Here is a 19,785-nt window from a genome sequence, read left to right as displayed (position 1 = left end):
GTATTATTTCCGGCAACCCTTTTTTGGATAATGGATGAGGCATTACTTTCTCAAGATAAAACGCCTCATCAATTGCTCGCTCAATACTTTATCGATCAATGTTCTTCTGCGGTTGAGTTCGCCTCTGTCCAATTTCAGCAGCGCTCGGCGTTGAATAATCCTGGCTGAGTGATTTTCCCAGTTCCAGAACAGGAAACTACGCCTTTTTATCTGCACGCTCAGTTCGAGTTTGAACAGGGCGATGTGCAGGTTGCCCTGTGGGTCGTATCGGGCCGGGGCAACCTGAAAGGTCTCGCCTTCTCGGGTTTCGTTGTCGAAGGACAGTATGGCCGGGTGATCGGTTTTCAGTGTGTCGAGGGTATCGATCATCGCGTTGGCCTGCCGTGCGTCCCTCATGGCGTGGGCGCTTTCGACCAGGAAGTCCGCTACGGACCTGGAGAGGATGTGTTGTGTGCGCGTATGGATGGAGTCGCCATATAGCGACCAACCGAGGAAGTTCAGGGTGCGGGCGTATTCTTCGAACCAGCCCTTGGGGTTTGCGTAGCGGTGATGGCCGAGGTCGGCTGAGCGGGTGGCGAGGTTGTTGCAATCGGCGATGTCGTTGTGGTCTTGCAGAGACGGTACACCAATATACGAAAACAGGTTGGGACCGCTGACCAGTCCGGTTAATAGTCCATTATTCATGAAAGTTTTCCATTAAGTTCAGTGTGCTGTTGCGCTCTTTGGGAAGGCCATAATGAAGGTTGTTGGTAAGTTTGTGGTTGCTGATGTAAGTCTGGGTGTTGAAAGTGCGCGAGGCGTCGGCTGGCTACATATATTGCAATGGCAGGGTGTTGTTGTTTTCGCAAGGGATGAATTAGATTGAGGCGGGTTCGCAGGAGTGAACTTTAATAACAGCAAGGAAGAGTAACTATGGAGCAGTTTGAAAGTGTAATAAGTGGTGCGCAAAGTGCTGAGTTGATCCAGGCTCGTATCAACCGGCGCAGGGCGCTGGCCGTTACAGCGCGGCGTGTACGCCGGTCCCTGGCGCAGCAGGACAGCCCGACCAGGGAAATGGATGCACTGATGTTGGGGGATGCCCTCGTCGGTTATGGCAACAACATGTCGCTCAATAACATGGCGATCATGGAAAACCTGATGACCATGGCGATCATGGAAGCCAATTTCGAAGTGCCCGGCGGCAAAAACACCCGGGCGTGGTACGACGCCTTCATCCAATGCCTGCAAGACCTCGGCTGCTTCGTCGCCGATGACGGCTACACCCGCTACTCCGAGAGCTCCCGGCGTGTGGACATGGACTTGGTGATCAGCGACATCGTCAAAGGCATCATCGACGGCGTCAAGGCCAGCGTCCCGGCCGCGACGGTGCTCGGTGCGGTGGTGAACACCACGATCGACGGCTTGAAGCGCGACGAGCAGACCATCAGCCTGTTCAACAACCAGGTCAAGACGGCGGACGGCGCACGCCTATCGGTCATCCCCTGCGAGCAGTTGACCAATGGCATCCTGATTGCTTCGTCCACTTCGATAAAACAGTCCGGCACGTCGAGTAATGGCGGGGTTCTCTTCGTGAACTGGCAATCGTCGGCCCGGGAGATCTTTCGCGGCAAATCGTTTGTGACCTTCAACCCGGTCCGCTATGAAGAGTTCCGCCAGGACATCGAAGAGTACCTGGGCGTACACCGCAGGGAAGTACTGAGCCGAAGGTTCGCCCGTCGCAAGCGCGCCTGAGTTTCAAGGTGCCGGCATGGCTATGGCACCAGATAGCCCTTGACCCCGGTAAAGATGATCTGCGCGGCCAACGCACAGACGAACAGCCCCATCAGGCGGCTGACGATCTGCAAGCCCTGGTCACCCAGGATCCGCTCGATGCGGCTGGACAGGTACAGCACCACGCCAACGGTGAAGCTGGCCAGGGCGATGCTGATGATGGCCATGAGCTTGTCGTCCCAGTGCGGCTGGCTCACGCCCATCACCAGCAGGGCACCGATGGTGCCGGGACCAACGGTCAATGGAATGGTCAGCGGGACGATGGTCACGTCCTGCTGGGCACTGTCGGTCTGGACCGCCGACTTACCCTGGGCCATGCCCAGCGCGGAAATGAACAGCACGCTGCCGGCGCCGATACGAAATGCATCCACGGTGATACCGAACACGCTGAAAATCACTCGTCCGAACAGGTACAGCAAGACGCTGGACACCAGGGTGGCGATGGCGACCTTCCAGGCCAGGCGTCGCTGTTCCTTGCGCGAATAGCCACGAGTCAGGCCGATAAAACACGACAATACGAAGAAGGGGCTATAGAGCACCAGCATCTTCAGGTAAACGCTGAACAGCACGTGGAGCATGGTTGAGGCTCAAGGCGGGGAACACGACGGGAGTCTAACAGGCGTTTTGCTATCTGTCGGCTCAGGACGTCTGTGCTTCTCGGTTTTGCTGGTCCCGTTGGGCTACCCAATGTTCGATCAGCTCGCGCAGTTGCGACAACTCCACCGGCTTGGCCATGTGCCCGTCCATCCCGGACTGGCGGGCGCGCTCCTTGTGTTCGGCCAGGATATGCGCGGTGAGTGCCACCACCGGGGTGCGGGTGCGCTGGTTGCCGACTTCCCACGCCCGCAGTTGCTGGGTGGCGGAGAACCCATCGAGGATCGGCATTTCGCAGTCCATGAGGACCAGGTCGTAATGCTGCTCCTTCATGGCCTTGAGGGCCTCCTCGCCATTACTGGCGGTGTCGGGTTGCAGGTTGAGCTTGCCCAGCATGCCGCGGATGACCTTGGTGGAAATGCTGTTGTCCTCGGCCACGAGGATGCGGAAGTCGCTGGGCACCTTCATTGGGGCGGGGAGGCCCGTGCTCGCCGACGCATTCGTCGCCTGGCCCTTGTTGCGCTGGTTCAGCTCGTCCGCCAGGGTGGTCTTGAGGGTGTAACCGGCCACTGGCTTGGCGAGGATGCGCTTGACCCCGCTGTTGCGCGCCCCGATCTTGCTCGGTGCGTTGCTGATGCCGGTGAGCATGATCAGCAGGATGTCGTGGTTCAGGCTCGGGTCTTCCTTGATCTTGGCGGCCAGTTGCATGCCGGTCATGCCCGGCATGTTCTGGTCCAGCAACACCACGTCGAAATAATCGCGCAGGTGCGCCTTGGTGCGCAGCAGCGCCAGCGCTTCCTTGCCCGAGGGTACCGCACTGACGTTCAGGCCCCAGGCGCTGCACTGTTGCACCAGCACTTTGCGACAGGTGTCGTTGTCGTCGACGATCAGCACTCGCGCGCCTTGCAGTGGGCCGTCGAGGTCGGATGTCGGGTGCTCGAGGCGGTCCGGGTCCAGCGGCAACGTCAGCCACAAGGTACTGCCCTGGCTGCTGCCGCTCTTGATGCCGAATTCCCCGTGCATGAGGATGATCAACTGCCGGGCGATCACCAGGCCCAGGTTGCCCCCCAGGCGCGTGGCCGAGAGGAAGTTCTTGCTGTGCAGCTCGGCGTGCATCAGCGTGTCGCGCTCTTCGGCGTCCATCGGCGTTCCGCTGTCCTGCACCGCAATGCGCAGGCGCGGCTGGTCGTTGCGCTCGTCGAGGGCCACGACGATCAACACCTCGCCCTCGTCGGTCTTTTTCAAGGCATTTTCCAGCAGGCTCAACAGCGCCTGGCGCAGGCGTGTCGGGTCGCCGCTGATCACCCGCGGCACCTGCGGCTGGATGAAGCTGATCAGCTCGACATTCTGCTGTTCGGCCTTGGCGCGGAAGATGCTCAGGCAATCCTCGATCAGCGCATTGAGGTCGAACTGCACATCGTCCAGTTCGATCTGCCCGGACTCGAGCCGGGAAATGTCGAGGATCTCGTTGATCAGCGTCAGCAGTTCGTTGCCGGCGCTGTGGATCGTCTGCACGTAGTCGCGTTGCTTGACCGACAACGGTGTGCCCAGCAGCAGTTCGGTCATGCCCAGCACGCCGTTCATCGGCGTGCGGATCTCGTGACTGATCTTGGCCAGGAATTCGGCCTTGGCGTTGATTTCGGCATTGCTCGCCGCCAGGTCACGACTGATGCTGAAGCGGCTTTCGTTGATCGAGCGCTGGCGCTCTCCCAGGGCGACACTCATCAGCAGGCCGCTGAGGCAGATGAACACCATCAGCGTGATGATCAGGCCCTGGGGAGGCACCTCGGTCAGCCCTTGCAGGGCGGGGAGGATGATCAGCGTGCCCAGGTTGAAGATCACCATGGCCGCGACGAACAGGCGTGCCGGGCGGTAGCCCTTTTGCCAGTGCCAGGCGCTGACGAACAGCATGCTCAGGCCGGCTAGGGCCACCAACCCATAGGTGATGATGTTCAGTGGCAGTGTGTTGACGAACAACAGCAACAGGCTGCATAGCATGGTGAACACAATGTTCCCCAGCAGCAGCCGGTTCAGAGGATGCGGCCCCAAGGGCGCGAAAAAACGGTAGGCGAACATCAGGCCACACGGCGCCGTCAGCAACAGGGCCAGGTAGGCTCCTGGCGTCTGGAATGCCGGCCAGTCGGGCAGCCAGGGCCCCGCCAGGTTCAGCAGCAGTACCAGGCTCAGCATCAACAGCCCCTCACAGGCCGCCAGCCACAGGCAACTGCGCGAGCGGGTGTAGGCGTAGCGAGTGAGGTTGTGCAGGATCAGCATGGCGATGCAGCCGAACAGCAGGCCGTAGATCAGCATCAGGTTCTGGTCGGCCGCCGCCAGTACCGCCGGCTGCAAAGTGACGTAGGGACGCAGTTCGTGGCGGGAGGCCAGTCGTACATAAACGTCCAGTGGCTTGTCGCTGCGCGGCAGCGCCAGTATGAAATCGCTGCTGGGGACCGGGTGTTCGCTGCGGGGCAGTGAATTGCCACTGGTCTGTTGGTCGATCAGGTTGTCGCCGTCCAGCACGTAGAGGTTCAGGTGGGACAGGTCGGGGGCGAAGATGCGCAGGATCTGCTCATGATCGTCGGGGGTCAGGCGAAAGCGCAGCCACAGCGCCCCATCGGGTTCGGCGGCCTTGAGGCGGTCCAGGTCAATGGGGCTGAATTGATTGGTGTAGCGGGCCGAGCGGATGTCGCTCAGTTTCAGGTCGCCCTGTTCGTCGAGCAATACCGCCCAACCGCTGCCTGGCGCGGCCTGGGCCGGGAGCATACAGAGCAGCGTCAGCAGGGTGGCGGTAAAGCCTATGGCGATCCTGAGCCAGCGCACGGCGAAATCCCTTCGTAGGTTGATGCCAGATTATAACTATGCGCGGCGCCGGAACAGCCAGGCAAGGGGCATGACCCCTCGCCTGGCTCGACGGCCGGGTTATTCCAGGCTTTCGCCACGCTCGCGAGCAATGGCGCGATAGCCAATGTCCTTGCGGTAGAAGCAACCTTGCCAATCGATCTCGGCGGCAAGCTTGTAGGCCTGCTGCTGGGCGGCATCGACACTGGCACCCATGGCTGTGGCGCAAAGCACGCGACCGCCGGCGGTGACCACCTGTCCATCCTTCAACGCGGTACCGGCATGGAACACCTTGCCTTCCAACCGTGTTGCCGCGTCCAGGCCCTGGATCACGCTGCCTTTAGCGTAGTCGCCAGGGTAGCCACCGGCTGCCAGCACGACACCGACGCTCGGGCGCGGATCCCACTGGGCTTCGACCTTGTCCAGCGCCTGGGCCAGGGCGGCTTCGACCAGCAGCACCAGGCTCGATTGCAGGCGCAGCATCACCGGTTGGGTCTCAGGATCGCCGAAACGGCAGTTGAATTCGATGACTTTTGGGTTACCAGCCTTGTCTATCATCAGGCCAGCATAGAGGAAGCCGGTGTAAACGTTGCCTTCTTCGGCCATGCCACGCACGGTCGGCCAGATCACCTGGTCCATGACCCGCTGGTGCACCTCGGCGGTGACCACTGGCGCCGGGGAGTAGGCGCCCATGCCGCCGGTGTTCGGGCCGCTGTCGCCGTCGCCGACGCGCTTGTGGTCCTGGCTGGTGGCCATCGGCAAGACATTCTTGCCGTCGACCATGACGATGAAGCTGGCTTCCTCGCCGTCGAGGAACTCTTCGATCACCACGCGCGAACCGGCGTCACCGAAGGTGTTGCCGGCGAGCATGTCGCGCACGGCCTCTTCGGCTTCGGCCAGGGTCATGGCAACGATCACGCCTTTACCGGCGGCCAGGCCGTCGGCCTTGATCACGATCGGGGCGCCTTTTTCACGCAGGTAAGCCAAGGCCGGTTCGATTTCGGTGAAGTTCTGGTAGTCGGCGGTCGGGATCTTGTGGCGCGCCAGGAAATCCTTGGTGAACGCTTTCGAGCCTTCCAACTGCGCCGCGCCGGCGGTTGGGCCGAAGCAGTCCAGGCCGCGGGAACGGAACAGATCGACCACGCCGGCAACCAGCGGGACTTCCGGGCCGACGATGGTCAGCGAGACGTTCTTCTCGGCGAAATCGGCCAGTTGTTCCAGGGTCAGCACGTCGATGGCGACGTTTTCGCACTTGGCTTCGATGGCGGTGCCGGCGTTGCCCGGAGCCACGAAGACCTTCTGCACGCGCGGATCCTGAGCCACTTTCCAGGCCAGGGCGTGTTCACGGCCACCGCTGCCAATGATCAAAACATTCATTTCAAAAACCTCGGATGACGCAGAATTCTGTTGAAACCTATGGCGCTTCACGCCATAGGAGGTCGCAATGAAGCCGGTAGATGCAAGGCGGAGCGGTCGTCGCTGAGCGCAGTTGCCTCTTGGCAATGAGCATCAGCGAGGGCCGCTCCAACGCAGCAGATGCCGGTTTCAGTGCGGCCGCTGCCGTACATTAGTGACGGAAGTGGCGCATGCCGGTGAATACCATCGCAATCCCTGCCTCATCAGCAGCGGCAATCACTTCAGCGTCACGCATCGAACCACCTGGCTGGATCACCGCGGTGATGCCGACCTTGGCCGCGTTATCGATACCGTCGCGGAACGGGAAGAATGCATCGGAGGCCATGACGGCGCCCTGTACTTGTAAACCAGCGTGTTCAGCCTTGATCGCGGCGATGCGCGCGGAGTTCACGCGGCTCATCTGGCCGGCGCCGACGCCGATGGTCTGGCGGTTCTTGGCGTAGACGATGGCGTTGGACTTGACGTACTTGGCGACTTTCCAGGCGAAGATCAGGTCGTTGATTTCCTGCTCGCTTGGCGCGCGCTGGGTCACCACTTTCAGGTCCTGGCTGCCGATCATGCCGATATCACGGCTCTGGACCAACAGGCCGCCATTGACACGCTTGTAGTCCCAGGCCGGTGCGCGATCAGCCGACCACTGGCCGCAAGCCAACAGGCGCACGTTGGCCTTGGCGGCGACGATGGCGCGGGCTTCTTCGCTGACCGAAGGGGCGATGATCACTTCGACGAATTGACGGTCGACGATGGCCTTGGCGGTCTCGGCGTCCAGTTCACGGTTGAAGGCGATGATGCCGCCGAATGCCGATTCGGTGTCGGTGGCGTAGGCCAGTTCGTAGGCCTGGCGGATGCCGCCCTCGGCGTCCGGGCTCACGGCCACGCCGCAAGGGTTGGCGTGCTTGACGATCACACAGGCTGGCTTGACGAAGCTCTTCACGCATTCCAGCGCGGCGTCGGTGTCGGCCACGTTGTTGAACGACAGCTCCTTGCCTTGCAACTGGGTGGCGGTGGCGATGCCGACTTCGGCCGGCTTGGCCTCCACGTAGAACGCCGCGCTCTGGTGCGGGTTCTCGCCGTAGCGCATTTCCTGGGCCTTGACGAACTGGGTGTTGAAGGTGCGCGGGAATTCGCTGCGGCCTTCGGTCGACAAGGTGTCGGCGGCCTGGTTCACGGTACCCATGTAGTTGGCGATCATGCCGTCATAGGCTGCGGTGTGTTCGAAGGCCTTGAGCATCAGGTCGAAGCGCTGGGCGTAGGTCAGGCCACCGGCCTTGAGGTTTTCCAGCACGCTGGCGTAGTCGCTGGCGTTGACCACGATGGCCACGTCCTTGTGGTTCTTGGCCGCCGAGCGGACCATGGTCGGGCCGCCGATGTCGATGTTCTCGATGGCGGTCGGCAGGTCGCAGCCAGGCTTGTTGATGGTGGCTTCGAACGGGTAGAGGTTGACCGCTACCAGGTCGATCGGCTTGATGCCGTGTTCGCTCATGATGGCGTCGTCGATGCCGCGACGGCCGAGGATCCCACCGTGGATTTTCGGGTGCAGGGTCTTGACCCGACCGTCCATCATTTCCGCAAAACCGGTGTAGTCCGCGACTTCCACGGCAGCTACGCCGTTGTCTTGCAGCAGCTTGAAGGTCCCGCCGGTGGAGAGGATCTCGACGCCCAGCTGTTGCAGTTCGCGGGCGAATTCAAGGATCCCGGTCTTGTCGGAGACGCTGATCAGGGCGCGGCGGATCGGCAGGCGGGTGGTCTGGTCGGTCATTTCAATTTCCATCAAAAGCAAGGGAAGTCAGCAAAAAAGGCGACCGTTTTTTACGCGGGCGCCTTTCTGGTTTTATTGAATGCTTACAGCAGGTCGTACTGCTTGAGTTTCTTGCGCAGGGTACCGCGGTTCAGGCCCAGCATCTCGCTGGCCTTGGTCTGGTTGCCCTTGACGTAGTTCATCACGCTTTCGAGCAGGGGCGCCTCGACTTCGGAAAGCACCAGGTTGTACACATCCGTGACGGCAGCGCCCTCAAGGTGGGCGAAATAATTGTGCAGCGCCTTCTCGACACTCCCGCGAAGGGTCTGGCCTTCTTCGCTGGGCGTATTGAGGTGCTGTTTCAAATTCACGTTGTCGCTCACGGGTGTTGTTCCACTCACTAAAGTCTCGGTCATCATCGTCATGCGGCCACCCCTTCGTCCCCTGTCAGGCTCTTGTAACGTTCAGCGAAGAAAGCCTGAACGTCGGCGCATTGTGCTTGCGTACCATCCAAACGATTGAAGCGGGCGCGAAACTCCCTGGCGCCCGGCAGGGTTGCGAGATACCAGCCCACATGCTTGCGTGCGATGCGTACGCCCATGACTTCTCCATAGAAGGCATGCAGCGCGGCCAGATGCTCTAGCAGAATACGTTCCACCTCGGACAACTGCGGCGCAGCGAGCTTTTCGCCGGTGCGCAGGAAGTGTTCGATCTCACGAAAAATCCATGGCCGCCCCTGGGCGGCCCGGCCGATCAATAGGCCATCGGCACCGGTCGCGTCCAGCACGTACCGGGCCTTGTCGGGCGAGTCGATGTCGCCATTGGCAAAGACCGGAATCGACACCGCCTGCTTGATCGCGGCGATGGTGTCGTACTCGGCCTCGCCGGTGTACAAATCGGCACGGGTGCGGCCATGCACTGCCAGCGCCGCGATACCTGCCTGTTCGGCGATCTTCGCCACCGTGAGGCCGTTCTTGTTTTCCCGGTCCCACCCGGTGCGAATCTTCAGGGTCACCGGCACATCGACCGCGGCGACGACCGCCTGCAGGATCTCGGTGACCAGGGTTTCATCTTTCAACAGCGCCGAGCCTGCGGCCTTGTTGCAGACCTTCTTGGCCGGGCAGCCCATGTTGATGTCGATGATCTGCGCGCCCAACGCCACATTGGCCCGGGCCGCTTCCGCCAGCATCTGTGCGTCGCCACCGGCGATCTGCACCGAGCGGGGCTCGGGATCGCCTTCGTGGATCATGCGCAGACGCGATTTGCGGGTGTTCCACAAACTCATGTCGCTGGTGACCATTTCCGAAACCACCAGGCCGGCACCCAGTCGCTTGCACAACTGACGAAAGGGCTGGTCGGTGACGCCCGCCATGGGCGCGAGAACCAGGCCGTTGCGCAATGTATATGGGCCGATGCGTACCGCCGACATAGGACTTCCCTGTAGTGGGGCCGGATCATGAGAGTTCGAAAAAGGGTTGGCATGATACCCGCTCTCGATGACTGGATAAAGGTCGAATTGGATAAAATCTGAACAGCTATCTGGTTATCGCCAGCGGTTTGGTCTGGGTGGGGTGAGTCAGAAAGCTGCCGTCAATTGACCGGCCCGGGCCGGATTTACTCGGGCGAGTGGAAGCTCAGGCTGTAGTTCACGGCCTTGGGGCCCGGGTCGAGGATGTCCAGGGCGATGTGGATGGGCGTCTGGGGCGGCATTTCGCCGCGGCCTTCGAGATCGCCGCCCAGGTATTCCCCCGGCTTGAAGCGGCGGCTGGCGATCAGGTGCCCGTTCAAGTCGGCGAAACGCAGTTCCAGCAACGGGAACGGCTGGGAGAAGGGCGCACGATTGTAGATGATCGCGTCCACCACCAGGGCGCCACTGAAGCCCGGATGGCTGCGCACCACCAGGTTGCTGCTCTTGATCTTGGCGATGTCGACCTTGGACGGCACGTCGCAACCGAGGGTCGGGCAGATTTGCAGGAACCACGGGCGGTACTGGTCCTGACGGGCCAGTTCGTCGAAATGGTAGGCAATGTACTGGCCGGCCAGGGCCGCGCTGGCGAGCAGGATCAACAGGGCCCACAGCAAGCGTCGTCCCCAGGGTGAGCGGCGTTTGCGCCAGTCCAGTTGCAGCGGGTCGTCGTCGAGGTCGTGGAGGGCCTCGGCGCGGATCCCGGGCTCCTGGCGCTCGCGGGTCTTGCGCGGCGGCGTCGGTTGCTCGGGTTCGTCGTCGAGGTCGTCGTGATCGTGATCGTCGGTGGCGGACAAACGCTCGAGGTGTTCCTCGGGCGCGTCGGCAGGCTCCAGGCGCAGTGGCGTGACCGGCTCGTCATCAGGCTCCAGCGGCTCGAGAGCCAGGGACAACGATGGCTCCGTGCGCGGTGGTCGCGCCGGCTCGTGGAGCTCGAACTGTTCGACCGGTGTTTGCAACACGGTTTCGGCACGTTCGCTCGGCGGTGTGCTGTAGAGGCTGTCGGACCAGGGGTCTTCACTGGAGAGATGGTCGCGCTGGGCGCTCAGGTTGTCTTCGCGACGCCGTCCGAAACTGTCCGGTGCCCGTTTATCGCGCCGTTCCAGGCGAGCCAGTTCCTTGTCGAGGTCTTCGAGATCCAATTCGGCCGCGGTCCACTGCTTCTGGCTGATGGCCCGGGGCGGCGCTTCGGCGGCAGGTGTCTTGGCGGGTGCTGCGGTGGGCGGCGCGGCAGGCGATGTGACAGGCGCAGCGGATTGCTTGGCGGTGCGTTGTTCCAGCAGTTGGCGTGCCGCGTTGAACACTTGCAGGCACGAGCCGCAGCGAACCACTCCGCGCGCCACGCTCAATTGAGCGTGGCTGACGCGAAAGCGCGTTTGGCAATGCGGGCACTGGGTGACGAAGCTGTCAGTCATGCGGCAATCCGGTTGATACAGGCGGCCATTCTAGCGCCGACGCCCGGTGATGCGCACCCAGCCATCGCGATTGGCGATCGGGTCCAGGTCAAAGTCGGCGGCATAAGCGGCGGCGACTTCCTCGCCCTGTTCGGCGAGGATGCCCGACAGCGCCAGGCGTCCACCCGGCTTGACCAGGCTTGACAGTTGCGGCGCCAGGGAGACCAGCGGTCCGGCCAGGATATTGGCGACCAGCACATCGGCCGGTACCGGCGGCAAGTCCTGTGGCAGGTACAACGGGAACAAGGCTGGGTCGATATTGTTACGCCCGGCGTTGTCGCGGGAGGCTTCCAGGGCCTGGACATCGATGTCGGTGCCGACCGCTTCCCGCGCGCCCAGCAGCAGGGCGGCAATGGCCAGGATCCCCGAGCCGCAGCCGAAGTCGAGCACGTTGCAGTCCTTCAGGTCCTGGCCGTCGAGCCATTCCAGGCACAGCGCGGTGGTCGGGTGGGTGCCGGTGCCGAACGCCAGGCCCGGGTCCAGCAGCAGGTTGACGGCGCCCGGCTCCGGCGCGGCATGCCAGCTCGGTACGATCCACAGGCGCTGGCCGAAACGCATCGGCTGGAAGTTGTCCATCCAGCTGCGCTCCCAGTCCTGATCCTCGATCACTTCGCTGTGATGCTCGGGCAGCGGGCTGCCGGTCAGCAGTTCGAGATGGGCGAGCACACTGGCCGCTTCGGTGCCGCCTTCGAACAGAGCCAGCAGGTGGGTGTGGGACCACAGTGGCGTGGTGTTGAGTTCCGGTTCGAAGATCGGCTGGTCTTCGGCATCCATGAAGGTGACCGATACGGCGCCGACTTCAAGAAACGCGTCTTCGTAGGTTTCAGCTTGTTCCGGGCTGATAGCCAGGCGTACTTGCAGCCAAGGCATGGCGGGCACCTTTGAAAAATATCGACAGGGGGCAGCGCAGGGCTGCAAAGGCGCGCAGTGTACGCCAGGTCGCCGGCAAAGTGGATAAGCGCGTCTGCGTCGTCCGGGTGGGTGTTTCGATATATATATGTATGCCATGGGCGTATCGCAGGGCGGATAAGGTGCCGGTCCACACAACAGGGAGGAATGTGATGGATAACACGGCCGAGCGGCAAGCAAACGTAGGCGGCGTGGGAGCGACGGCTTCCCCGCAAGCGGTAACGGCGCATGCCATCCTGGAAAGACTGACGCGTTGGCAGGCGGCCATCGACTCGCGGCTGCAAACCCAGATGAGCGTGCTGGAGGTGTTGGAAGAATATCTGCTGGTGGAGCTTCGCACCCGCTATTACCAGGGCAATATCGATCCGCATTTCATCGACAGCCTGCTCGATACGGTGTTGCAACGTCTGATCGACCAGCAGCCGGTCATGCCCGATGAAGCGCACGACGCGCCCTATCGTTGGCCTGGTGGTGTCGATCGGGGGATGCCGGTCGAGCGCCAGGAGGTCATTGCCCAGGTGGTGGAGGGCGTCGCTTCGGGCTCTGTCGACCGCTACAGGGACGCGCTGCAGCGGCACTGGCGAATGACGGGGGAGGATGCCTCCCTGATGGAGCTGGTCAGGCAAAGGCTCGACGATCACCTGGCGGATGTCATCCTGATTTTGCGGCCGGACCAATTGGCCGGCCTGGAGGTCGATGAGCTGCGGGACAAGCTTGAGGCGCTCCAGGATGGCTGGTGTCGAATGAGTGAAATGGCGAGATTGGCGAGCGCGTCGGAGCGCCAGAGTCTACAAGCGATCACCCGCTTGCAATTGCCTGACTGGCTGCGTGGGCTGAGCGATACCGACCGTAGGCGCTTGAAAAGTTTTCAGGAGCAGACTGCCCAGGCGCAGGCGCTGGTGGACAAGCTGCTCGATGGATTGGGGTCGTTGCGGGCATTTGCCCGGCAATTGGCCAAGGACTATGTCAGGCACGAACAGGACATGGAGGTCGAGCCCGACAGCATCCGCGTGCAGTTGCAGTGGCGAAGCGTAATGGGTCAACCGCTGTATACCCACAGCCTGAGCGAGTGGCTGGCGGCCGGTCCGCTCAGGCCGGATGCCGTCTCGGTGTTGCTGGTGGAAAACGGTGCAATGCTGCGCAACCAGGCGCTTTCACCGGCATTCATGAGCCAGATGTTGGCGGACGTCGACGCGCCGGCCGGCTACTTGCAGGCACTGCTCGACCGGTATGGTCGAAGAGACCTGAGGGACGCCATGTTCGATTGGCTCTCTGCGCGACTGCAGCAAAGCGCGTTCATTGCCCGTTGTGCAGGTCATCTGAAGGAAGCCAATCACGACGTTGTCAAAACCCTGTGCAATGACGAGGTCTCGGCGCAGGCCGGTGTGTTGCGGGTCAGCGGTGTGGTGCTTCCCAATGCTCTGCGCTGCACCGATTTACTGTTGTTCCATCGTCAGGACCTGGAAGGTGATCTGTTGCTGTACGCCCCCGACAAGCCGGACGGCCAGGAGTGGATCGAGCTGCCCTCGCCGTGGGCGGTGAGCGTGGAGATCGGGACATGGACCCGTAGCGAAGCCGGTCGAGAATATCTACTACAGCGGATCGCCCCCATCGAACGCAGTGCGGCTCGGGAGTATTTCGCCAGCGTGGCGGATAAGCCGACGACCTGGGACTCGAGCCAGGATCCTCGGGGCGCGGTGAACGGTTTGAAGGCCTGCCTTGAAGACGTCGTTGCAATGGGCCTGGACAATCATCTGGCTCAGGTGGAGCTGGACGAGTCGCCTCGCTGGTACGCCGCCATGACACCGGATTCGCGGCGAAACCTCAGCAGCCTGGGCCAGGAGTTGCTGGTTCACCAGCAGGTGTTCAACCAACAGGTCGAGGGCTATGAAGTCTTCGTGGACTTCGCCAAACGTATCGTCAGCCAGGCCATCGCCCCTTACATGCGCAGCAAGGGTGTGCAGGAACCGGTCGATCCCGCCACGGTGCTCATCGACTACAACCCGGGGTTGGCCGATGGCAAGACGAAAGTCGCCAGCCTGCTGGAGCTTGCCATCTATGGGTACGACGACAACTCGGGTATCGACAACCCGCGAAAAGGGGTGCGCTCAGCGGTAGGACAGGACCTGAGGCAGGTTCGCAGTGCGGAGCTGGCAAGCTATCTGCGCAGGGCCTACGTGGGTGAGCAATACGCGCGGCGGATCCGAGCCCGGTTCCTCGACGCAAGCACCCCTGAATACAGCATCCGCCGTAGCGCCTACCGCAACCTGCTGCTGACCCGGATGGACCGCGACCTGCGTGTCGCAACGGGCCAGTCCCGGTTGAGTGCGAACGAGTTCTGGTGGCTCACCCGCCAAGTCACCTTGCTGAGTGGGCCGGTGGCACCGTCCGGCCCGGTGTATCCGGGGGCTGTCGTGCAGCGTGAGGGGGTGATCAGGTTTTCCGTTGGAGGGCATGTCGTGATGGGCGCCTATGTCTTCAGCTACTTCGATCCGAAGGGCTCGTATTGGCTGTACACGCCGGACGCGCCGGACGGTATCACGTTTCGCAGGTACCAGGACTTTGTCGGGAAAGTCGCGGCGCGCCTGCAGGACTACGTGCTGGAACGGGTCGCCCTCAGCGCCCGTACGGCTGTCCGGCGCTCGTTGGTGGGGCTGGCGGCGACGAGCGTGGGCGTGGATGCATTGCGCGAACTCAACCGAGTGAACGACATCCAGGCAGAGTTCGATGCTTGCATCGAACGCGCGATCAGCGATGTGGAAGATGTCACCCACAGTCGCGCCGAAGTGATCAGGCAGCAGGTCATCAAGGGGCTGCTGTTTGCGTCGGCGCCGGTGTGCCTGGTTTATCCGCCCTTCGCCTTGCTGCTGGATGTCGCCTTGATTGCCGCGAGCGCCAGGCAGGCCGCCGAAGCGCATTGGCAGGGCGATACGGATCGTGCGCTGAGCCAGTGGGTGATGGCTTCCTGGGGCGTACTGTTCGCTGCGCTGGGGGCGGGAAGCAGCGCTACGTTGCTGGGGCGGGCGGCCAGGAGCCTGAAGCTTGTCGTCAGGCCCCTGTCACTGTCCGCGCAGCGCTTGAGAAATGCGACGCCGGTGCTTGCCAAGGAGGCCGGGCCGATCATTGCGCCCATACGCTTGAAGCCCAGGCAGGCAGTGAGCAAAACTCCCGAGAACCTGGAGCGGGTGACGCAGGAGGGTATTTTCCAAGGTACCTACCGCAGCCCGTCCAGTGCATCGCAGCCGCTCAATACCTATTTCATACGCAGTGGGGGCAAGTATTTCCAAGTGAAGGAAGACCCCTATTTCGGTGGCTTGTGCCTGGTGGATGCCAGTCGCCCGGGTGCGTTGTACAACATGCCCATTCGCAGGATGGGCAACGGCAAATGGACGCACAGCCAGGTCGGCTTGAGAGGCGGCAATGAGTACGCGCATGTCCTCGGGCGGGTGAGTGATCTGCGGGAGGCATTTGCTGGGCATGTCTTTCCGGACGTATCGAGGGGGGCGTTGCAGGGCGAGGCGGTGGTGGCGAGGTTCAGCGAGGCGGCAGCGGACAACTATCTGTTCTCCCTGAATGCGCAGACGTGCGTGATCGCGTCGTTGTACAACCCGACCACCCGGGTGGGGGCTGTCATTCATTTCGATCACAATATCCGCACGCTGATCGAGCGCAGCCTCCGGGACGTGACGCAGCGGCTGGGCGGAACGCCCCGGGATATTCGCGCCACCTTGGTGGGTGGGGACTGGCTGACGGGCGCCGACATTGGTGGACGGGTCCGCTCGGCGATGAGGCGCCAGGGCCTGCAACCGACCTGGGATCACTGGTCGTACTCTTCCTGCTTCGGCAATACGTACGGGGTGTCACTGGATTTGAGCAGTGGGGTCACGTCGGTGTTCAAGACGTCCCGCAGTCAGGTCGAGCGCTACTACATACCGGTGCTGGCGCGAGCGAAAAAGAGCGGTGACCCGGTGTCGGTACGTGCACGCGGGTTCATGACACGCTTGCGCAGCGACCCTTTGGTCGCCAATGCCAGCGGTGCCGTCAGTACATTGCAGGGCAGGCCTGCGACGGCATCGCAGATCGAGGCCCAGGCATTTTCCACGGTGGCGCTGAGCTGATCGGTTGTTTGTCGAGCGCAGACAAAAAAAGACCCCGGCCAATGGACCGGGGTCTTTTTTACATCACGCGAAACATCAATGCTGGCTGCCCAGCTTGTGCTCCAGGTAATGGATGTTGACGCCACCTTCGCAGAAGCCTGCGTCGCGGGTCAGGTCGCGGTGCAGCGGGATGTTGGTCTTGATCCCGTCCACCACGATCTCGTCCAGCGCATTGCGCATGCGCGCCATGGCTTCGTCACGGGTTGCCCCGTAGGTGATCAGCTTGCCGATCAACGAATCGTAGTTCGGTGGAACGGCATAACCGCTGTACAGGTGCGAATCGACACGCACGCCATTGCCGCCCGGAGCATGGAAATGCTTGACCGTGCCTGGGCTTGGCATGAAGGTTTTCGGGTCTTCGGCGTTGATCCGGCATTCCAGTGCGTGACCGCGGATGACCACGTCATCCTGGGTGAACGACAGCTTGTTGCCGGCGGCGATGCTGAGCATCTCCTTGACGATGTCGATACCGGTGACCATTTCCGAGACCGGGTGCTCCACCTGAACACGGGTGTTCATTTCGATGAAGTAGAAACGACCGTTCTCGTACAGGAACTCGAAGGTACCGGCGCCGCGATAGCCGATGTCGATGCAAGCCTTGACGCAGCGTGCCAGGACTTCCTGGCGGGCCTTCTCGTCGATGCCCGGTGCCGGCGCTTCTTCGAGGACCTTCTGGTGACGACGTTGCAGCGAGCAATCGCGGTCGCCCAGGTGGATGGCGTTGCCTTGGCCGTCGGACAGTACCTGGACTTCGACGTGACGCGGGTTGGTCAGGAATTTTTCCAGGTAGACCATCGGGTTGCCGAACGCCGCGCCAGCTTCGGAGCGGGTCAGTTTCGCCGAGGCGATCAGGTCTTCTTCCTTGTGCACCACGCGCATGCCGCGACCACCGCCGCCGCCAGCGGCCTTGATGATCACCGGATAACCGACTTCGCGACCGATGCGCAAGGCGGTTTCTTCGTCTTCAGGCAGCGGACCGTCGGAACCCGGAACGGTCGGCACGCCGGCAGCGATCATGGCGTGCTTGGCCGATACCTTGTCGCCCATCAGGCGGATGGTTTCGGCTTTCGGGCCAATGAAGGCAAAACCGGAGTTTTCCACCTGCTCGGCGAAGTCGGCGTTTTCCGCCAGGAAACCGTAGCCAGGGTGAATGGCGGTGGCGCCGGTCACTTCGGCAGCGGCGATGATCGCCGGGATGTGCAGGTAGGAGTGCGCAGCCGACGCCGGACCGATGCAGACGGATTCGTCCGCCAGGCCCAGGTGCATCAGTTCTTTGTCGGCCTTGGAGTAAACGGCGACGGTCTTGATGCCCATCTCTTTGCAGGCACGCAGAATCCGCAGGGCGATCTCACCGCGGTTAGCGATCAGAACTTTTTCCAACTTCGCAGTCATCAAAGGCTCTCCGCGGTTCAAACGATGGTGAACAGCGGTTGGTCGTACTCAACCGGCTGGCCGTCTTCGACGAGGATGGATTCGATCACACCGCTGGTTTCAGCTTCGATGTGGTTCATCATCTTCATGGCTTCGACGATGCACAGGGTGTCGCCTTTCTTCACGGTCTGGCCGACTTCAACGAAGGCTGGCGAGGTTGGGGAAGACTTGCGATAGAAGGTACCTACCATCGGCGAGCGGGCAACGGTGCCGTTGAGCGCTGGAGCGGCAGGCGCTGCTGGAGCGGCTGCGGCGGCGGCCGGTGCAGCCGGTGCAGGTGCGGCGGCCGGAACGTGTACCGGTGCTGGCGCGTAGAACGGCTGGGCTGGAGTCTTGCTGTGGCGGCTGATGCGTACGGACTCTTCGCCTTCCTTGATTTCCAGCTCGTCGATGCCGGACTCTTCCAGCAATTCGATCAGTTTCTTAACTTTACGGATATCCATGAATCATCAACTCCCAAGGGTCGGTCAGGGGCGTTTAACGCTTGTTGTTCAAGCCGTTGCCTGTGTTTCAAGCTGCTCTAGGGCGGCCTCCAGGGCCAGTCGGTAGCCGCTGGCGCCAAGGCCGCAGATCACTCCTACCGCTACATCGGAGAAATAAGAGTGATGGCGGAAAGGTTCGCGTTTATGCACGTTGGACAGGTGCACTTCGATGAATGGGATGCTCACCGCCAGCAACGCGTCACGTAATGCGACACTTGTGTGTGTAAAAGCTGCTGGATTGATCAGAATGAAATCCACGCCCTCGTCGCGCGCGGCATGGATGCGGTCGATCAATTCATACTCGGCGTTGCTTTGCAGATAGAGCAGATGATGGCCGGCGGCGCGGGCCCGTTGCTCCAGGTCCTGGTTGATCTGGGCCAGTGTGACGGCCCCGTAGACGCCCGGCTCACGGGTGCCAAGCAGGTTCAGGTTGGGTCCGTGCAGGACCAGAAGGGTCGCCATCGGCTGTTCCTTGTTATCTGTGAGCAAGTATCAGAACCCGGCGACTATGCCGCAAAGCTTTGATGACTGTCCAGTTCTCGGCAATAGCCAGCACGATGACCGATGTTTACGCGAAATTTGTGACCATGCCCTCGAATCCGGTCATCTGCATCGCGAGTAAGCTTGCCCTTCCATTCAATCTGTTGGACTTGAACGCAAATAAATACTCACGGGTGTGTAGTCGGCACCATCGGCATGTCGATAGAGCGTATTGCTGTGGTAGGCATAGACTTCCTTATTAACCGATACCGTAATCGTCCGTTCCTGGATATCAACGATTATTGAATCATCCCGGGTGATCAGAAACGGCGTCGCGGTTTTCAATTCGGAAAGGATGTCGCTGTCGGCTGTCAGGGTTCGATAGACGTAGTATCGATAACTGAAAGGGACCGTCGCCCCCCCGCGCTCATCTTTTACGCCATAGATAAACGCATCGTGAGACAAAGGTTTTCGTAATACGATTTCGGTCAAGTGGGGTGTGTTCTGAGGGGAAAAACACAGCCAACCGATGTATGTCAGCGCGAGGGCGAGCAATCCGCCAATGGCAACAAGATAGATGGGATTTTTAGTAATTCCTGAATTTGGCATATCTTACCCCCTCCTTGATCCATCGTTGATCTGCCGGATCGTCGCCGAAAGGGGCTTGCCCCCACCATGTACCGAATTCTGCTGTTGTTGTTCCGGCTCGACTTTGAGCCAGGCCAGCTGCCCGTAAAAGGATGTCCTCGCTGAAGCCTGCCGCGGTTCCGGTGGCGCCGTAGTTGAAGTTTCCAAAGGCTTCATATTCGGCGGATAGTTTCTTGTAGTCCCAAGGCCCACGATTTCTGACCTGCGTGTAAAACCACGAGTAGATAAAAGCCGACCCGGCTTTTAAGACATTCTTCTTATGGAACGCCACTGCCATATTTTCTTCGACAGAGACGCCGGGGGGCGATGCAGGTACCCTCATTGCATGTTCCTTTTGCAATTGCTTGAGGGGGCGGAAGCCTAGCACGAAGAGGGTCACTGAAAAATTTCGTTCCTGCTCCAC

The 19,785-nt window shown here is 61.4% G+C and carries 17 protein-coding genes; 3 read left to right on the top strand and 14 right to left on the bottom strand.

Features of this window, described 5'->3' with window-relative positions:
• Positions 1-42: 42 nt before the first annotated feature.
• The gene (locus N4Q37_RS15065; protein WP_260958803.1) at positions 43-684 is read right to left on the bottom strand and encodes a hypothetical protein; all 642 of its coding nucleotides are present in this window, start codon (positions 682-684) and stop codon (positions 43-45) included.
• Positions 685-736: 52 nt separating this feature from the next.
• On the opposite strand from N4Q37_RS15065, the gene N4Q37_RS15060 reads away from it, so the two are divergent.
• Positions 737-865 (top strand): hypothetical protein, encoded by a 129-nt coding sequence (locus tag N4Q37_RS15060; protein WP_260958802.1) that lies wholly within the window; start codon positions 737-739, stop codon positions 863-865.
• A gap of 47 nt (positions 866-912) precedes the next feature.
• A complete protein-coding gene (locus N4Q37_RS15055) occupies positions 913-1,731 on the top strand; it encodes a hypothetical protein (RefSeq protein WP_260958800.1) in 819 nt (272 codons plus the stop codon).
• A 20-nt stretch (positions 1,732-1,751) separates the two neighbouring features.
• On the opposite strand, the gene N4Q37_RS15050 is transcribed toward N4Q37_RS15055, so the two are convergent.
• The 8 genes from N4Q37_RS15050 to prmA form a co-directional block, all read right to left on the bottom strand.
• Positions 1,752-2,348 (bottom strand): MarC family protein, encoded by a 597-nt coding sequence (locus N4Q37_RS15050; RefSeq protein WP_260958799.1) that lies wholly within the window; start codon positions 2,346-2,348, stop codon positions 1,752-1,754.
• A gap of 61 nt (positions 2,349-2,409) precedes the next feature.
• Positions 2,410-5,184: a hybrid sensor histidine kinase/response regulator gene (locus tag N4Q37_RS15045; RefSeq protein WP_260958798.1), complete on the bottom strand. Its 2,775-nt coding sequence runs from the start codon at positions 5,182-5,184 to the stop codon at positions 2,410-2,412.
• Positions 5,185-5,283: 99 nt separating this feature from the next.
• Positions 5,284-6,579, bottom strand: coding sequence for a phosphoribosylamine--glycine ligase (gene purD / locus N4Q37_RS15040; protein ID WP_260958797.1), 1,296 nt, complete (start codon positions 6,577-6,579; stop codon positions 5,284-5,286).
• A gap of 190 nt (positions 6,580-6,769) precedes the next feature.
• Positions 6,770-8,377 (bottom strand): bifunctional phosphoribosylaminoimidazolecarboxamide formyltransferase/IMP cyclohydrolase, encoded by a 1,608-nt coding sequence (purH, locus tag N4Q37_RS15035; protein ID WP_260958795.1) that lies wholly within the window; start codon positions 8,375-8,377, stop codon positions 6,770-6,772.
• 83 nt (positions 8,378-8,460) lie between these two features.
• A complete protein-coding gene (gene fis / locus N4Q37_RS15030; RefSeq protein WP_008368706.1) occupies positions 8,461-8,781 on the bottom strand; it encodes a DNA-binding transcriptional regulator Fis in 321 nt (106 codons plus the stop codon).
• Positions 8,778-9,785 (bottom strand): tRNA dihydrouridine synthase DusB, encoded by a 1,008-nt coding sequence (gene dusB, locus N4Q37_RS15025; RefSeq protein ID WP_260958794.1) that lies wholly within the window; start codon positions 9,783-9,785, stop codon positions 8,778-8,780. Before dusB ends, fis begins: the two co-directional genes overlap by 4 nt.
• Before the next feature lie 185 nt (positions 9,786-9,970).
• A complete protein-coding gene (locus N4Q37_RS15020; protein ID WP_260958793.1) occupies positions 9,971-11,236 on the bottom strand; it encodes a DUF3426 domain-containing protein in 1,266 nt (421 codons plus the stop codon).
• Positions 11,237-11,266: 30 nt separating this feature from the next.
• Entirely contained in the window at positions 11,267-12,145 is an 879-nt protein-coding gene (gene prmA, locus N4Q37_RS15015; RefSeq protein WP_260958792.1) for a 50S ribosomal protein L11 methyltransferase, read from the bottom strand.
• Positions 12,146-12,336: 191 nt separating this feature from the next.
• Between prmA and N4Q37_RS15010 the strand changes: the two genes are divergently transcribed.
• Positions 12,337-16,302, top strand: coding sequence for a dermonecrotic toxin domain-containing protein (locus tag N4Q37_RS15010; RefSeq protein WP_260958791.1), 3,966 nt, complete (start codon positions 12,337-12,339; stop codon positions 16,300-16,302).
• A 75-nt stretch (positions 16,303-16,377) separates the two neighbouring features.
• Here N4Q37_RS15010 and accC read toward each other — a convergent pair whose 3' ends face one another.
• From accC to N4Q37_RS14985, 5 genes are all read right to left on the bottom strand, one after another.
• A complete protein-coding gene (accC, locus tag N4Q37_RS15005) occupies positions 16,378-17,733 on the bottom strand; it encodes an acetyl-CoA carboxylase biotin carboxylase subunit (protein WP_260958790.1) in 1,356 nt (451 codons plus the stop codon).
• A gap of 17 nt (positions 17,734-17,750) precedes the next feature.
• Positions 17,751-18,215, bottom strand: coding sequence for an acetyl-CoA carboxylase biotin carboxyl carrier protein (gene accB / locus N4Q37_RS15000; RefSeq protein WP_260958789.1), 465 nt, complete (start codon positions 18,213-18,215; stop codon positions 17,751-17,753).
• Between the two features lie 48 nt (positions 18,216-18,263).
• The gene (gene aroQ / locus N4Q37_RS14995) at positions 18,264-18,716 is read right to left on the bottom strand and encodes a type II 3-dehydroquinate dehydratase (protein WP_260958788.1); all 453 of its coding nucleotides are present in this window, start codon (positions 18,714-18,716) and stop codon (positions 18,264-18,266) included.
• A gap of 174 nt (positions 18,717-18,890) precedes the next feature.
• On the bottom strand, positions 18,891-19,343 hold the full coding sequence (locus N4Q37_RS14990; RefSeq protein WP_260958787.1) for a hypothetical protein: 453 nt from the start codon (positions 19,341-19,343) through the stop codon (positions 18,891-18,893).
• Positions 19,321-19,785 carry a polymorphic toxin type 44 domain-containing protein gene (locus N4Q37_RS14985; RefSeq protein WP_260958786.1) on the bottom strand — a complete coding sequence of 155 codons (465 nt, stop codon included), beginning with the start codon at positions 19,783-19,785 and terminating at the stop codon, positions 19,321-19,323. Before N4Q37_RS14985 ends, N4Q37_RS14990 begins: the two co-directional genes overlap by 23 nt.

The sequence above is a fragment of the Pseudomonas citri genome (assembly GCF_025336485.1).
In the GTDB taxonomy this organism is placed as follows: domain Bacteria; phylum Pseudomonadota; class Gammaproteobacteria; order Pseudomonadales; family Pseudomonadaceae; genus Aquipseudomonas; species Aquipseudomonas citri.
The sequence above is the reverse complement of the archived record's forward strand: the minus strand, read 5'-3'. Positions and strand labels throughout refer to the sequence as shown.

Coding starts and splice junctions, on each gene's coding strand:
- N4Q37_RS15065 (WP_260958803.1), bottom strand. CDS start 684: ATGAATAATGGACTATTAACCGGACTGGTCAGCGGTCCCAACCTGTTT.
- N4Q37_RS15060 (WP_260958802.1), top strand. CDS start 737: ATGAAGGTTGTTGGTAAGTTTGTGGTTGCTGATGTAAGTCTGGGTGTT.
- N4Q37_RS15055 (WP_260958800.1), top strand. CDS start 913: ATGGAGCAGTTTGAAAGTGTAATAAGTGGTGCGCAAAGTGCTGAGTTG.
- N4Q37_RS15050 (WP_260958799.1), bottom strand. CDS start 2,348: ATGCTCCACGTGCTGTTCAGCGTTTACCTGAAGATGCTGGTGCTCTAT.
- purD (WP_260958797.1), bottom strand. CDS start 6,579: ATGAATGTTTTGATCATTGGCAGCGGTGGCCGTGAACACGCCCTGGCC.
- purH (WP_260958795.1), bottom strand. CDS start 8,377: ATGACCGACCAGACCACCCGCCTGCCGATCCGCCGCGCCCTGATCAGC.
- fis (WP_008368706.1), bottom strand. CDS start 8,781: ATGACGATGATGACCGAGACTTTAGTGAGTGGAACAACACCCGTGAGC.
- dusB (WP_260958794.1), bottom strand. CDS start 9,785: ATGTCGGCGGTACGCATCGGCCCATATACATTGCGCAACGGCCTGGTT.
- N4Q37_RS15020 (WP_260958793.1), bottom strand. CDS start 11,236: ATGACTGACAGCTTCGTCACCCAGTGCCCGCATTGCCAAACGCGCTTT.
- prmA (WP_260958792.1), bottom strand. CDS start 12,145: ATGCCTTGGCTGCAAGTACGCCTGGCTATCAGCCCGGAACAAGCTGAA.
- N4Q37_RS15010 (WP_260958791.1), top strand. CDS start 12,337: ATGGATAACACGGCCGAGCGGCAAGCAAACGTAGGCGGCGTGGGAGCG.
- accC (WP_260958790.1), bottom strand. CDS start 17,733: ATGACTGCGAAGTTGGAAAAAGTTCTGATCGCTAACCGCGGTGAGATC.
- accB (WP_260958789.1), bottom strand. CDS start 18,215: ATGGATATCCGTAAAGTTAAGAAACTGATCGAATTGCTGGAAGAGTCC.
- aroQ (WP_260958788.1), bottom strand. CDS start 18,716: ATGGCGACCCTTCTGGTCCTGCACGGACCCAACCTGAACCTGCTTGGC.
- N4Q37_RS14990 (WP_260958787.1), bottom strand. CDS start 19,343: ATGCCAAATTCAGGAATTACTAAAAATCCCATCTATCTTGTTGCCATT.